12 protein-coding genes are annotated in these 14,343 nt (G+C 55.2%); 4 read left to right on the top strand and 8 right to left on the bottom strand.

Annotation, left to right across the window (positions count from 1 at the left end; translation table 11 throughout):
• Positions 1 to 108 precede the first annotated feature (108 nt).
• Positions 109 to 1,362 carry a glutamate-5-semialdehyde dehydrogenase gene (proA, locus tag VIJ98_RS04205; protein ID WP_154153754.1) on the bottom strand — a complete coding sequence of 418 codons (1,254 nt, stop codon included), beginning with the start codon at positions 1,360 to 1,362 and terminating at the stop codon, positions 109 to 111.
• Positions 1,363 to 1,372: 10 nt separating this feature from the next.
• Entirely contained in the window at positions 1,373 to 2,476 is a 1,104-nt protein-coding gene (proB, locus tag VIJ98_RS04200; RefSeq protein ID WP_008108950.1) for a glutamate 5-kinase, read from the bottom strand.
• 246 nt (positions 2,477 to 2,722) lie between these two features.
• Between proB and ompC the strand changes: the two genes are divergently transcribed.
• The gene (ompC, locus tag VIJ98_RS04195) at positions 2,723 to 3,814 is read left to right on the top strand and encodes a porin OmpC (protein ID WP_008108948.1); all 1,092 of its coding nucleotides are present in this window, start codon (positions 2,723 to 2,725) and stop codon (positions 3,812 to 3,814) included.
• A gap of 203 nt (positions 3,815 to 4,017) precedes the next feature.
• Here ompC and crl read toward each other — a convergent pair whose 3' ends face one another.
• The 3 genes from crl to gpt all read right to left on the bottom strand — a co-directional run bounded on the left by crl (position 4,018) and on the right by gpt (position 6,353).
• Positions 4,018 to 4,419, bottom strand: coding sequence for a sigma factor-binding protein Crl (gene crl, locus VIJ98_RS04190; protein ID WP_008108946.1), 402 nt, complete (start codon positions 4,417 to 4,419; stop codon positions 4,018 to 4,020).
• Positions 4,420 to 4,522: 103 nt separating this feature from the next.
• Entirely contained in the window at positions 4,523 to 5,770 is a 1,248-nt protein-coding gene (gene frsA / locus VIJ98_RS04185) for an esterase FrsA (protein WP_154153760.1), read from the bottom strand.
• Between the two features lie 121 nt (positions 5,771 to 5,891).
• Positions 5,892 to 6,353: a xanthine phosphoribosyltransferase gene (gene gpt, locus VIJ98_RS04180; RefSeq protein ID WP_323272410.1), complete on the bottom strand. Its 462-nt coding sequence runs from the start codon at positions 6,351 to 6,353 to the stop codon at positions 5,892 to 5,894.
• Positions 6,354 to 6,608: 255 nt separating this feature from the next.
• Here gpt and pepD point away from each other — a divergent pair, with 255 nt between their 5' ends.
• Positions 6,609 to 8,069 (top strand): beta-Ala-His dipeptidase, encoded by a 1,461-nt coding sequence (gene pepD / locus VIJ98_RS04175; protein WP_323275732.1) that lies wholly within the window; start codon positions 6,609 to 6,611, stop codon positions 8,067 to 8,069.
• Between the two features lie 46 nt (positions 8,070 to 8,115).
• On the opposite strand, the gene dinB is transcribed toward pepD, so the two are convergent.
• The gene (dinB, locus tag VIJ98_RS04170; protein WP_323272408.1) at positions 8,116 to 9,171 is read right to left on the bottom strand and encodes a DNA polymerase IV; all 1,056 of its coding nucleotides are present in this window, start codon (positions 9,169 to 9,171) and stop codon (positions 8,116 to 8,118) included.
• 244 nt (positions 9,172 to 9,415) lie between these two features.
• Here dinB and dpaA point away from each other — a divergent pair, with 244 nt between their 5' ends.
• Entirely contained in the window at positions 9,416 to 10,159 is a 744-nt protein-coding gene (gene dpaA, locus VIJ98_RS04165) for a peptidoglycan meso-diaminopimelic acid protein amidase (RefSeq protein ID WP_154153769.1), read from the top strand.
• Here the strand turns inward: dpaA and VIJ98_RS04160 are convergent.
• Together VIJ98_RS04160 and lpcA are read right to left on the bottom strand one after the other, a co-directional pair.
• Positions 10,130 to 10,897 carry a class II glutamine amidotransferase gene (locus VIJ98_RS04160; protein ID WP_154153772.1) on the bottom strand — a complete coding sequence of 256 codons (768 nt, stop codon included), beginning with the start codon at positions 10,895 to 10,897 and terminating at the stop codon, positions 10,130 to 10,132. The two genes, dpaA and VIJ98_RS04160, sit on opposite strands and share 30 nt — an antisense overlap.
• Before the next feature lie 51 nt (positions 10,898 to 10,948).
• On the bottom strand, positions 10,949 to 11,527 hold the full coding sequence (gene lpcA, locus VIJ98_RS04155; RefSeq protein ID WP_061717531.1) for a D-sedoheptulose 7-phosphate isomerase: 579 nt from the start codon (positions 11,525 to 11,527) through the stop codon (positions 10,949 to 10,951).
• Between the two features lie 243 nt (positions 11,528 to 11,770).
• Here lpcA and fadE point away from each other — a divergent pair, with 243 nt between their 5' ends.
• Positions 11,771 to 14,218: an acyl-CoA dehydrogenase FadE gene (gene fadE / locus VIJ98_RS04150; RefSeq protein ID WP_323272405.1), complete on the top strand. Its 2,448-nt coding sequence runs from the start codon at positions 11,771 to 11,773 to the stop codon at positions 14,216 to 14,218.
• The last annotated feature ends 125 nt before the right edge of the window (positions 14,219 to 14,343 follow it).

The raw sequence follows: 14,343 nt of genomic DNA, 5'->3' as shown, positions 1-14,343 counted from the left end.
GCCCGCCATAGATGACAGAAATAAATCAAAAAGCTCTTGGAATGAGTGGATCGAAAGCAAAAAAAATGGGCACCGTTTTCGGTGCCCATTGTCATGCAGAGGCGAACATTAACGACGCAGCGTATCGTCGCCCCAACCTATCCATTTGTAGGTGGTCAACGCTTCAAGTCCCATTGGACCGCGCGCGTGCAGCTTCTGCGTGCTCACCGCCACTTCGGCACCCAGGCCAAACTGGCCGCCGTCGGTGAAGCGCGTGCTGGCGTTAACGTATACCGCCGATGAGTCAACCTGGTTGACGAAGCGATTGGCGTTGCCAATGCTGCGCGTCAGAATGCCATCAGAGTGCTGCGTGCCGTGTTCACGGATATGCGCGATGGCTTCATCGATATCCGCCACCAGCTTGACGTTCAGATCGTTGGACAACCATTCGTCATCATAATTTTCTGCTTTCACCGCCACCACCTCGGCAGCACCGTTTTGCAGCAGCGCCAGCACATTTTCGTCGGCGTGCAGCGCAATCTTCTCCTGCGCCATGCGTTGCAGGAAAGCCGGAATGAAGTTGTCCGCCTGATCGCGATGGATCAGCAAGGTTTCGAGCGAGTTGCAGGCGCTTGGACGCTGCTTCTTGGCATTAACGATCACTTCAAGCGCGGCCTCGGTCTCCATGGTTTCGTCGAGATAGAGATGGCACACGCCGATGCCGCCGGTGATCACCGGAATGGTAGAGTTTTCACGGCATAGCTTGTGCAAACCCGCACCACCGCGTGGGATCAGCATATCGACATAACGATCGAGCTTCAGCAGCTGATTCACCAGCTCGCGATCCGGGTTTTCAATTGCCTGCACCGCGCCCGCCGGTAAACCGTGCTGCGTCAGCGCATTCTGGATCACGCGCACCGTGGCGGCGTTGGTGCGATAAGTCTCTTTGCCGCCGCGCAGAATCGCCGCGTTGCCGGTTTTCAGGCACAGCGATGCCACATCAACTGTCACGTTAGGACGTGCTTCATAAATCACACCAACCACGCCCAGCGGCACGCGACGACGCTCGATGCGCAAGCCGCTATCAAGCTGGCCGCCGTCAATCAGCTGACCGACCGGATCGGCCAGACGACATACCTGACGCACGTCATCGGCAATGCCTTTCAAACGCTGCGGGTTGAGCGTCAGGCGATCGAGCAGCGCTTCGCTCATGCCGTTTTGGCGCGCATCCGCCAGATCCTGCTCGTTGGCCGCCAGAATGTCCGCGCTTTCCGCTTCCAGACGATCGGCGATGCTCAGCAGCACCTGATTTTTTTGTTCGGTGGAGAGTTCCGCCAGTTTGTACGACGCAGCACGCGCCGCTTTACCCATCTCTTCTAACATCATCCGCTCCTTAACTGACGATCATGTCGTCGCGGTGTACCGCTACCGGGCCATATTCGTAACCGAGGATCTCGCCGATTTCCTGGCTGTGATGACCGGCGATCATGCGCATGGCATCGCTGTTATAACGCGTGACGCCGTGGGCGATATCGCGCCCTTGCAGGTTGCGAATACGGATCACTTCACCGCGCGAGAAGTTGCCCTGCACGTCACGGATACCTTTTGGCAGCAGCGAACTGCCGCGCTCCAGCATCGCGGCCAGCGCGCCATCATCAATGGTGATTTCGCCTGCCGGCGGTGCGCCAAAGATCCAGCGCTTACGGTTCTCCAGCGGCGACTGCTGCGCGTGGAAACGCGTGCCGACAGGTTTGCCATGCAGCACATCGCTGATCACGTCCGGACGACTGCCGGCGGCAATGATCACATCGATCCCCGCGCGACAAGCAACGTCCGCCGCCTGCAGTTTGGTCGCCATGCCGCCGGTTCCGAGGCCAGACACGCTGCCGCCCGCGAGCGTACGTAACGCATCGTCGATCTGATGCACGTCGCTGATTAACTCTGCTTCAGGATTGGTACGCGGATCGGCGGTGAACAGCCCTTGCTGATCGGTCAACAGCAGGAGCTTATCTGCGCCACCGAGCATTGCCGCCAGCGCCGACAGATTGTCGTTATCGCCCACTTTAATTTCGGCGGTCGCCACCGCATCGTTCTCGTTAATCACCGGCACGATGTGGTTGTCGAGCAGCGCGCGCAGCATGTCACGCGCGTAGAGGAAACGTTCACGGTCTTCCATATCGGCGCGCGTCAGCAGCATCTGCCCGATGTGAATGCCGTAAATCGAGAACAGTTGTTCCCAAAGCTGGATCAAACGGCTCTGCCCCACCGCAGCCAACAGCTGCTTTGAGGCGATGGTAGGTGGCAGTTCGGGGTAACCAAGGTGTTCGCGTCCGGCAGCGATCGCGCCAGAGGTGACGATAACAATGCGATGGCCTGCTGCGTGCAACTGCGCACACTGACGAACCAACTCCACCATGTGCGCCCGATTCAACCGACGTGAACCGCCGGTGAGGACGCTAGTACCCAACTTGACCACAAGGGTCTGACTGCCACTCATGTTTTTCCTGCCATGTAAGAAAAAAATCTGCGAAGGGACGTTTTATCAGGAGTGAGCAAGGAAGCCAACAACAGCAAGGGGAAAAGCACAAAAATCCCCTGACAATGCGGTAGACCAAAAGTTCGCGATTAACAAGAAATCCGAAAAACTGTCATAAAACTTTCATCACCTACCGGTAAAAAGTTCCGTGTTTTACAAAACCTTTCACGGGTACAACAAATTTTACTCATTGGGATTGATAGCAAAATGAAGAAGAGCACACTGGCATTAGTTGTATCAGCGCTGGCACTGGCTTCCACCGCAAACGCCGCAGAAGTTTATAACAAAGATGGTAATAAACTGGACTTCTACGGCCGTGTTAAAGCTGAACACTACTTCAGCGATAACGCGTCAAGCGACGGCGACAAATCTTACGTGCGTATCGGTTTCAAAGGCCAGACGCAGATTAATGACCTGATGACCGGTTACGGTCAGTGGGAATATCAGTACAACGTAAACAACTCAGAAGGTTCAGACGCCAACGCAGGCAACAAAACCCGTCTGGGCTTTGCCGGTCTGAAATTCGGTCAATACGGTTCATTCGACTACGGTCGTAACTACGGCGTGCTGTACGACGTAGAAGCCTGGACGGACGTATTCCCAGAGTTCGGCGGGGACGGTACGGCGCGTACCGATAACTTCATGACTGCGCGTGCAACTGGCGTGGCCACTTACCGCAACAGCAACTTCTTTGGTCTGGTTGATGGCCTGCGCTTCGCGCTGCAATATCAGGGTAAAAACGACTCTACCAGCGCCAACGCCCGTGGCAGCATCACCGATACTTCGCGCCAGAACGGCGACGGTTACGGTGCATCACTGGGTTACACCATCGCTGACACCGGCATCAGCCTGATGTCTGCCATCACCTCTTCTGACCGTACTAACCAGCAGCAGCTGCAAGCGCTGGGTAGCGGTGATAAAGCGGAATCATGGGGCGCGGGTATCAAGTACGATGCTAACAGCATCTACCTGGCTTCTATCTACACCGAAACCCGCAACATGACGCCAATCGGCACGCGTGGTTTTGCTAACAAAGCGCAGAACTTCGAAGTGGTCGCGCAGTATCAGTTCGACTTCGGCCTGCGTCCGTCCCTCGGCTATATCCAGACCAAAGGCAAAGACATCGAAGGGATCGGTGACGAGGATCTGGTTAAATATATCGACGTGGGCATGACTTACTACTTCAACAAAAACATGTCGACCTTCGTGGATTACAAAATCAACCAGCTGGATGACAACAACAAGCTGAACCTGAACAACGATGACGTTGTGGCGGTTGGCCTGACTTATCAATTCTAAAATACTCTTCATCCTTCACGCTGCAGGGGCGTTGGCTGCGTGTGTTCACCCCAGTCACTTACTTCAGTAAGCTCCTGGGGATTCACACACTTGCCGCCTTCCTGCAGCGAGAATGATTCGAGTATTGCTGTACCCTCGCTGTGTCTATAAAAAAAGAGCCGGCTCATCACCGGCTCTTTCCTGTTTAAACCCTTAAATACCTATCAGGCGCTCAGTTTCACCGGCTCTTCTTTAAAGCCTTCCGCCGGTCGCAGATCGAGTTTCTGTTCCAGCAGCATCGCTTTCAAGCGCTCATGGAAATTACGCAGTGTGCTTTCCACTTTGGCATTGTTCTCTTTGCCTTTGATGGTTGCTGCGCCCCAATCACCCGCTTTATCAAACAGGCCAAAATGATATTCGTAAGTGAAGTGATCTTCATAGGCTTCCAGCGTCATCCACCAGCCCCAAAACTCACGTAGCTCTGGTGCAGGCTTGACGTTGACACACGCTGCCAGGCAATCGAAGAAGAAGCGTGTCTCTTCACATTTGCCTTCACGGATATACGGCCCCAATTCGGTGAAGCGCTTAAGCAGGCGACTACGGGGGTGACCACTCGGTAATGTCATCTATTTTCCCTTAACCCTTTAAATTGCACTTCCAGCTTTCCATTAAACCTAAAAATGGAAAATCCCGGATATAAGTAGTAGCAGAGTTCAGGGATTTCGCCAGCTAGCTTTTCAACTGTTTTTCCAGCCAGTCACAAATTTGATTCAGCGCTTTGTCAAAACTGGCAAAAACCGGTTTGGCAGGGATCGCCAGCGTCTTGCCCTGCGAGGATGAGTTGGCGATCAACTGCGCGTCCGCTTCCGGACCGAAAATATCATCCGGCCAATAAGCCGCCAGCATCGGCGTTGGCGTGCGGCGGCCGAGCAAGCCTTGCACCTTCAGGGAGTAGCGATTGAGCTCAATGCGCAGATTGCTGTCCGAAGTTGACGACATACCCAGGCGGCTCGCCAGCATATCCATGTACATATCCGGCAACTGCTGCTGCTGTTGTGCATCGACAAACACGCTGTGCACCATCGCACCCAGCGTCGCCACCGCGCGTACTCGCGGCACTTCCAGATAGGCCAGACGCGTCGCCACGTTGGCACCGAAACGGTAGCCCAGCAGCGCCACGCGGGTGTGATCGATCCACGGCACATTGCTCAGTTCACGCAGCACCTGCTGATGCACCTGGCTGGTGTCCTGATTGAGCATCCATTTGCTGCTGAATCCTACTGACGGCATATCCAGCGTCAGCATGGCGATGCCGCGCGGCGCGAGATAGTCGTGGAACAGGCGATAGTGATCGCTTTGCAGCGAATCAAGGCCGCCGCACAGCAGCACCGTGGGATACGGCGCTTCGGCCTGCGCAGGCATGTGCAGGAAGCCCGTTACCGGACTGCCGCCGCTCATTGGGAAGGTCAGTGATTTCAGTTCGCCCGGCAGACGCTGCGTGGCTTCTTCGTAGGCGCGATTGGCCAGCACCTGCGCCTGGTCCGCCAGCTCATCGCCTTTAATATAAGGATAGGCCGCAAGGCTGAACAGATTGGCGGCATGCAGCCAATGCTGGCCTGCGTCGTCATGGTTCTCGCTTTCTAACGCGCGCTGCTGCCAGATGGCCGCCTGCTTCGACCACTCGTAATTCCAGTTGCCACCGCGATAACCAATCACGGTATCGAGCAGGGCTTCATTGGTGCGTTCGAACTCGCTCACCGCGATACGCGCCAGCACTTCGCTGATCTCCTGCGGCGACAAACCGCGCCACGTCCACAGCAACTTGTTCAGCATGCGATACCAGCCGCGCTGCGTATCGCCTTCGAGGGCGTTATGCACCTGCACGGCGGCGTGATGCTGACGGTGCACTAGTGAGGAGGTTTCCGGGTGTTTAAAACGCGGTTTGAACAGTTCTTCGCTCAGGTTTTTATCAGACATCTCAGCTATTCTCCTGCCAACAACGTGGCGATGGCTAAGAGTGTACTGCACCCGTGATATGCGCGCGAGGCGCAGAAAGCACAACGCCCGGCATAACCGGGCGTTGTTTGCGATGCATCAATCAGGCGCTTTTGACGATTGGCGGGATGTAGACCACGCCCATGTCCCAAGGCTGCTCGATCCAGGTGTTCTGCGGGATATCGACAATGTAGTCGTCCACCAGCGCGCGGCCAGCTGGCTTGGCGAAGATGGTGCAGAAACGCGCTTTTGGATACATATCGCGAATCGCTTGCGCGGTGCCGCCGGTATCCACCAGGTCGTCAATGACGATGAAGCCTTCACCGTCGCCTTCGGCACGCTTCAGCACTTTCATTTCGCGCTGATGATCGTGATCGTAGCTGGAGATGCACACGGTATCGACGTAGCGAATTCCGAGTTCACGCGCCAGCAGCGATGCCGGAACCAGACCACCACGGCTTACCGCGATGATACCTTTCCACTGTTCCACAGGAAGCAGGCGCTGGGCCAGTTTACGGGCATGGATTTGCAACATGTCCCAGGTTACGACGTATTTTTCGCTCATATAAAGGAATCCCGGCCAAGAAACTTGGCTTAAAAAATATGCAAGGGGGAAAAGGTTGCGCGAGATTATAAGGATCTGACGCCTTAAAAACCAGCATCTGTCTTACTGGTTGCAGGTTTTTAGCGCGGCTGATTACGCACCCGGCGAGAAACAGTGATATTCTCAGGCCCATCACGTCAGATGTTCTGACGACGATTTTTACTGGAAACCCGCGTGCGTGCGGTCTGTCCGCCACGCTGACACAGGAGATGCATGGTGTCTGAATTGTCGCAACTTTCACCCCAACCGCTGTGGGATATTTTTGCCAAAATCTGTTCCATTCCGCACCCTTCTTACCACGAAGAAGCACTGGCCGAATACGTTGTCGGCTGGGCAAAAGAGCAAGGTTTTTGGGTTGAGCGCGATCAGGTTGGCAACATCCTGATTCGTAAACCCGCTACCGCTGGTATGGAAAAACGCACGCCGGTGGCGCTGCAGGCGCACCTCGATATGGTGCCGCAGAAGAACAATGACACGGTGCACGACTTCACCAAAGATCCGATTCAGCCGTATGTTGATGGCGAATGGGTGAAAGCACGCGGCACCACGCTGGGCGCGGATAACGGCATTGGTATGGCGTCTGCGCTGGCGGTGCTGGCTGACAGCAGCCTGATCCACGGCCCGATTGAAGTGCTGCTGACCATGACCGAAGAATCGGGTATGGATGGCGCCTTTGGTTTACAGCCAAACTGGCTGCAGGCCGATATTCTGATCAACACCGACTCGGAAGAGGAAGGTGAGATTTACATGGGTTGCGCCGGTGGTATCGACTTCATCACCACCTTGCCGCTGACGCGTGAAGCGATTCCTGCGGGCTATGAGACCCTGAAGCTTACGCTGAAAGGCCTGAAAGGCGGTCACTCCGGTGCCGACATTCATCATGGTCTCGGCAACGCCAACAAACTGCTGGCACGCTTCCTCGCGCTGCACGCGCGTGAACTCGATGTGCGTCTGATCGAATTCACCGGCGGTACACTGCGTAACGCCATCCCACGTGAAGCTTTTGCTACGCTGGCGATCGACAGCCATAAAGTTGACGAACTGAAATCGGCTGCGGCCCATTTCCAGGCGACGCTGCTGAACGAGCTGGGCGTGAAAGAGAAGAACATCGCCGTCGTCGCTGAGTCGCTGGCGCATCAAGGCCAGGCGCTGAACGCTGACAGCCGCGATCGTTTCCTCAACCTGCTCAACGCCACACCAAACGGCGTGATCCGTAACTCCGATGTGGCGAAAGGCGTGGTGGAAACCTCGCTTAACGTCGGCGTGGTGACCATGGATCAGAGCAATGCCGAAATCATCTGCCTGATTCGTTCACTGATCGATACCGGCAAAGATTGGGTGGTTGAAGTGCTGACCTCGCTGGCCGATCTGGCCGGAGCGAAAAGCGCACCAAAAGGCGGCTATCCGGGCTGGCAGCCTGATGCCGATTCACCGGTGATGGCGCTGACGCGTAAAACCTACGAAGCGCTGTTTGGCAAAACGCCGAACATTCAGGTGATTCACGCCGGTCTGGAATGTGGTCTGTTCAAGAAGCCGTATCCGAACATGGATATGGTTTCGATTGGCCCAACCATTACCGGCCCGCATTCGCCGGATGAGCAGGTTCACATTGAAAGCGTGGGTCTGTACTGGAAGCTGCTGACCGCGCTGCTCAGCGTGGTGCCAGAAAAAGCGTAAGTTTTGAATTTCGCGACAAACCCGGCTTCGGTCGGGTTTTTTATGCCTACAACCCCAGCACCAACTGTCGCTCCAGTTGCGGATCCACCATCGTGACATGCAATCCCACCAGCCGTACGCCGCGCCCTGCTCTGCGTTCATCCCACGCCTGACGCGCCACCGCGATCATGTCTTCTTTATTCAGCACCGACCAGACATGCTCCTGCGTGGTTTGCTGGAAATCATTGAACTTGAGTTTCACGCCTTGTCGGGCGATCTGCTTATCCGGCTTGATGGCGGTTAAGCGGCGATCCAGCTCGGCATAGAGAAAATCAATAATCTCCAGACACTGCTCCCAGCTGTGAATGTCTTCCATTAGCGTGCGTTCAACGCCAAGCGATTTACGTTCGCGCTCAACCACCACATTGCGCTCATCAACACCGTTGCTGCGTTCCCATAAAATACGGCCAAACTTGCCAAAGCGTTTGAGCAGCAAAGCCAGATCGGCACGCTGCACATCAGCGCAGGTACGCAATCCCATCTCTTCCAGCTTTTTGGTCGCCACTTTACCGACGCCAGGAATTTTGCTCAGCGGCAGCGTGAGTAAAAAATCGGACATCGCGTCAGGCGTAATCACATATTGCCCGTTGGGTTTGTTGAGATCGGAAGCGATCTTGGCGAGGAACTTGATCGGTGCGATCCCGGCAGAAGCGGTTAACCCGGTTTCACGCAGGATATCGGCGCGAATTGCCTGCGCCATCAGCGTGGCCGAACCGTGGCAATGCAGGCTGTCGGTGACATCCAGATAGGCTTCATCCAGCGATAGCGGTTCAATCAGCGAGGTGTAACGCGAGAAGATGTCGCGGATTTGGCGGGAGGCTTCTTTATAGGCATCAAAGCGGCCAGGCAGCAGCCGCAGATGCGGGCAAAGTTTGAGCGCCATGCCGGTAGGCATCGCGCTGCGCACGCCATATTTGCGTGCTGGATAGTTGGCGGTGCTGATCACGCCACGCTGCACGCGACTGCCGCCAATGGCGATCGGAATATCACGTAAAGAGGGATCGTCGCGCATCTCAACCGCGGCGTAAAAGCAGTCCATATCGACATGAATAATTTTGCGCATACGCCCTCCTGAGTACTGGATAAGTATACAGCAGCGAAAAATATCGGCAATAATTGTTGAGAGAGAGATTAAAGTTTACAAATTAGTGGTCGTATTCCTTTTAGGAACGCGCCATTTTCTCGGACACTGGCTTGATTAAAAGCCAGACAATGTTAATGTTGCGCTGCGATAGCGGATATTTCCGATAATGCAATACCCGGACGCTCAGCGTCATCGTCTCTCTTCAATTCAAGGTATCTACAGAATGGGCAGAATCGCATTAACGCTTGCGATGATTCTTATGCCAGTCCTTAGCTGGGCAATTAACCCCGAGCCTACGCAACCGCTGGCTCCGGTGAGCAAAGAGTTAAAGAAACAACTAATTGGCACCCCCGTTTTTATTCAGATTTTCAAGGAAGAGCGTACGCTGGAACTGTACGGCAAAATCGGTAATGAATATCGTCTGCTGGACAGCTATCGCATCTGTAATTTCTCTGGCGGTTTAGGACCTAAACGTCGTCAGGGCGATTTCAAAAGTCCGGAAGGCTTTTATAACGTCAAGCTGAATCAGTTGAAACCGGATAGCCGTTTCTATCGCGCTATTAACACCGGTTTCCCGAATCAATACGATCGCGCTAAAGGTTATGACGGTAACTATTTAATGATTCACGGTGATTGCGTATCGATTGGTTGCTACGCGATGACCAATGCGTCTATGGATGAAATCTTCACCTATACCAATGCCGCGCTGCGCAATGGTCAGCAGGAAATTCAGGTCAACATCTATCCGTTCCGCATGACCGACAGCAATATGCAACGTCATAAATACTCGACGTACATTAACTTCTGGCGTGAACTGCAGCCGGGCTATGCGTACTTTGCCAAGTACCGTGTGCCGCCAACGGTGAATGTGACGGCCACCGGCCAATATGCGGTGAACAGCACGCCGGTGATCTCTACACCGGATGCTGCCTCGAAATCATTCCTGGCGCTCACCCAGGCAAAATAATGCCCACTTGCCTGGCACTATCCGGTGCCAGGTTTCATTGCCTGTCAGCGGTTGCGTGGCAATCACCGTCACCACATCCTGCGGCGTAGTCTGCTGCTGAAAATCAATCTCCACATCCTGATCGAGCAGCGTGGCTTTGCCAAACGGCGCGCGGCGCGTAATCCAGTAGAGATTGGTCGAACAGAACGCCATCAGGTAGCGCCCATCCGATAACAGCATGTTGAAGACGCCCTTCTCACGCATTTCTGCTGCCAGCTCGGCAATGTAGCGGAACACCGCCGGCCAGTTACCTGGCGTGCGCGGGTAACGCTCGGTCAGTTTGTGCAGCATCCAGCAGAACGCTTTCTCGCTGTCGGTTTCGCCAATCGGACGGAACGGCCCGGTATCCAGCTGGCGATAACCTTTCAGCTGACCATTGTGTGCATAGGTCCAGTTGCGGCCCCACAACTCACGCGTGAACGGATGGGTATTTTCCAGCGACACTTCCCCGCGATTCGCCTGGCGGATATGCGCCACCACGGAATGCGATTTAATCGGGTATTCCTGCACCAAACGGGCAATCGGCGAGTTAAAGCTCGGCTGCGGATCTTTGAAGGTGCGGCACCCTTTTCCTTCGTAGAAAGTGATGCCCCAACCATCTTTGTGCGGCCCGGTTCCACCGCCACGCTGCACCAGACCGGTAAAACTGAAACAGATGTCCGTGGGGACATTGGCGCTCATCCCGAGCAATTCGCACATAGCAACCGCCTTAAGTTAGATCCTCTCGCGCACGGCGAGAGGAACGCATCATTACTTAACCATCTCTTTTTCAATCAACAGCATCAGGATGTGGATCACTTTGATATGGATCTCCTGAATGCGGTCGGCATAGCCAAAGTGCGGCACGCGAATTTCAATATCCGCTGAACCTGCCATCTTGCCGCCATCTTTACCGGTCAAAGTAATCACTTTCATGCCTTTTGCGCGCGCAGCTTCCACCGCTTTGATGATGTTGGCAGAGTTACCGGAGGTTGAGAGGCCCAGCAGCACATCGCCTTCGCGACCTACCGCTTCGATATAGCGCGAGAACACATAGTCGTAGCCAAAATCGTTGCTGACGCAAGAGAGATGGCTGACATCAGAAATGGCAATCGCAGGGTAGCCAGGACGGTTTTCACGATAGCGCCCAGTCAGCTCTTCAGCAAAATGCATGGCATCGCAGTGCGAGCCGCCGTTACCGCAGGAGAGCACCTTGCCGCCCGCTTTGAAGCTGTCGGCCAGCAGCACTGCGGCGCGCTGAATCGCGTGAATGTTGGCTTCGTCACTCAGGAAGTTGTTAAGCGTATCGGCTGCTTCATTGAGTTCTGAGCGAATAATGTCCTGATACATAGGGATGTCCTTTAGAGGAAAGATTGACCCGGCAAGTTTAACGGAATGGGGCTACGCCGCAAAGCGCCTGCATTCAGTAAAAGCGCGGCGCTTTGAGGAAGTTTGGCAGTTGTTGCGCATCGTGAAACGAATTTGTGAGATGTGTTGTAATTGCGATGTAAACAGATTGATAAATTTTGCCCCATATTCTAAACCTACACCCATAACAGGTCAGACCTCTTACTACTTATGGAGTGGTTCATTATGTTGGTTGCCTCAATCGTTGCGACGCTAATCCTGCTTAGCGTGTTGTTCTACCACCAAATTTCTCTTCAGCTGAGCAGCGTGATTCTGCTGCTGTGGACTGGCGCGCTGGCGGCCGCTGACGTGTGGACACCGTGGATGCTGCTGCCGCTGGCAATCATTCTGCTGCCGTTCAACCTGCCAGTGATGCGCCGCAGCATGTTCTCGAAACCGGCGCTGCACAGCTTCCAGAAAGTGATGCCGCCGATGTCACGTACCGAAAAAGAGGCGATCGACGCCGGCACCACTTGGTGGGAAGGCGATCTGTTTCGCGGCAAACCGGACTGGCAGAAGCTGCATAACTACCCGCAGCCGCGCCTGACCGAAGAGGAGCAAGCCTTTATTGATGGCCCGGTGGAAGAAGCGTGCCGCATGGCGAACGACTTCGAAATCACCCATGAAATGGCCGATTTGCCGCCGGAGTTGTGGGCGTATCTGAAACAGCATCGCTTCTTCGCCATGATCATCAAGAAAGAGTATGGCGGCCTCGAGTTCTCCGCTTACGCGCAAGCGCGTGTGCTGCAGAAACTGGCGGGCGTATCTGGCATTCTGGCGATCACCGTCGGCGTACCCAACTCACTCGGCCCAGGCGAACTGCTGCAACATTACGGTACCGATGAGCAGAAAGATCATTATCTGCCGCGTCTGGCGCGCGGTGATGAGATCCCTTGTTTTGCCTTGACCAGCCCGGAAGCGGGTTCGGATGCGGGTGCAATTCCCGATACTGGCGTGGTGTGCATGGGTGAATGGCAAGGCCAGCAAGTGCTGGGCATGCGCCTCACCTGGAACAAGCGTTATATCACGCTGGCACCGATCGCCACCGTGTTGGGTCTGGCGTTCAAACTGTCCGATCCGGATCATCTGCTGGGCGATACCGAAGAGCTCGGCATCACTTGCGCACTGATCCCAACGCACACGCCTGGCGTAGAGATCGGCCAGCGTCACTTCCCGCTCAACGTGCCGTTCCAGAATGGTCCAACGCGCGGTAAAGACATCTTCGTTCCGATCGATTTCATCATCGGCGGCCCGTCAATGGCCGGTCAAGGCTGGCGCATGCTGGTGGAATGTTTGTCCGTTGGTCGTGGTATTACGCTGCCTTCAAACTCAACCGGCAGCGTGAAAAGCATTGCGCTGGCAACCGGTGCGTATGCGCACATTCGTCGTCAGTTCAAAGTCTCTATCGGTAAAATGGAAGGGATCGAAGAGCCGCTGGCGCGCATTGCCGGTAACGCTTACGTGATGGACGCTGCCGCGACGCTGATCACCAGCGGCATTATGCTCGGTGAAAAACCGGCGGTGCTGTCGGCGATTGTGAAGTATCACTGCACCCATCGCGGTCAGCGCGCCATTATCGACGCGATGGATATCGCTGGCGGTAAAGGCATTATGCTGGGCGAAAACAACTTCCTGGCGCGTGCTTATCAGGGCGCACCGATCGCCATCACCGTAGAAGGCGCTAACATCCTGACGCGTAGCATGATCATCTTCGGCCAGGGCGCCATCCGTTGCCATCCTTGGGTGCTGGAAGAGATGAATGCCGCAGCGAAAAATGATTTAGTGACTTTTGATCGCGCGCTATTCAGCCATATCGGCCACGTTGGCAGCAATAAAGTGCGCAGCCTGTGGCTGGGCTTAACCGGCGGTCGCACCAGCGCCACGCCAACCCGCGACGCCACGCGCCGCTACTATCAGCATATCAACCGTTTGAGTGCCAACCTCGCGCTGCTGTCAGATGTGTCGATGGCGGTGCTGGGCGGCAGCCTGAAACGTCGTGAACGCATCTCGGCGCGTCTCGGCGATGTGTTGAGTCAGATGTATCTGGCGTCGGCCACCTTGAAACGCTATGAGGACGAAGGCCGCAACGAAGCTGATTTGCCGCTGGTACATTGGGGCGTGCAGGATGCGCTGCATCAGGCCGAAGTGGCGATGGATGATTTGCTGCGTAACTTCCCGAACCGCATGGTGGCCGGTGCGCTGCGATTGGTGATTTTCGCCGGTGGTCATCACTGCCCGGCACCGTCCGATAAACTGGATCACAAACTGGCGAAACTGCTGCAACTGCCTTCCGCGACGCGTACCCGTTTGGGCCGCGGCCAGTATCTGGCACCAAGCGCACACAATCCTGCGGGTCAGCTGGAGCAGGCGCTGCAGGATGTGATGGCCGCCGAAGTGATTCACGATCGTCTGTGCCAGCAGCAGAAAAAACACCTGTCGTTTACCCGATTGGATGCGCTGGCGCAGCGTGGTCTGAAAGAGGGCTGGATTGATGAGAGCGAAGCGCAGGTGCTGATCCGTGCTGAAACCAGCCGCCTGAAAGCGATTAACGTCGATGATTTTGCGCCGGAAGCGCTGGCAGTGCCCGTTCAACCCAAAGCAGGTAAACCGTCCCGCGCAAGTGAAGCGGCGTAATATCCTCAGGCAGCGAAGGAGTTCGCTGCCTCTTCACTTTTCCATTTCTTAAGCTCTGGTAGTAATAATATTTTCATTGCATATCAGACATATCTGCACGGCGCTATTTTCCTGCCTCTTTAGGA

The organism is Pantoea sp. S18, from assembly GCF_045689705.1.
Taxonomy (GTDB): domain Bacteria; phylum Pseudomonadota; class Gammaproteobacteria; order Enterobacterales; family Enterobacteriaceae; genus Pantoea; species Pantoea symbiotica.
This window is presented reverse-complemented; position numbering and strand designations above follow the sequence as displayed.

Coding starts and splice junctions, on each gene's coding strand:
- VIJ98_RS04160 (WP_154153772.1), bottom strand. CDS start 10,897: ATGTGCGAATTGCTCGGGATGAGCGCCAATGTCCCCACGGACATCTGT.
- lpcA (WP_061717531.1), bottom strand. CDS start 11,527: ATGTATCAGGACATTATTCGCTCAGAACTCAATGAAGCAGCCGATACG.
- gpt (WP_323272410.1), bottom strand. CDS start 6,353: ATGAGCGAAAAATACGTCGTAACCTGGGACATGTTGCAAATCCATGCC.
- dpaA (WP_154153769.1), top strand. CDS start 9,416: ATGGGCAGAATCGCATTAACGCTTGCGATGATTCTTATGCCAGTCCTT.
- dinB (WP_323272408.1), bottom strand. CDS start 9,171: ATGCGCAAAATTATTCATGTCGATATGGACTGCTTTTACGCCGCGGTT.
- crl (WP_008108946.1), bottom strand. CDS start 4,419: ATGACATTACCGAGTGGTCACCCCCGTAGTCGCCTGCTTAAGCGCTTC.
- ompC (WP_008108948.1), top strand. CDS start 2,723: ATGAAGAAGAGCACACTGGCATTAGTTGTATCAGCGCTGGCACTGGCT.
- proA (WP_154153754.1), bottom strand. CDS start 1,362: ATGTTAGAAGAGATGGGTAAAGCGGCGCGTGCTGCGTCGTACAAACTG.
- proB (WP_008108950.1), bottom strand. CDS start 2,476: ATGAGTGGCAGTCAGACCCTTGTGGTCAAGTTGGGTACTAGCGTCCTC.
- frsA (WP_154153760.1), bottom strand. CDS start 5,770: ATGTCTGATAAAAACCTGAGCGAAGAACTGTTCAAACCGCGTTTTAAA.
- fadE (WP_323272405.1), top strand. CDS start 11,771: ATGTTGGTTGCCTCAATCGTTGCGACGCTAATCCTGCTTAGCGTGTTG.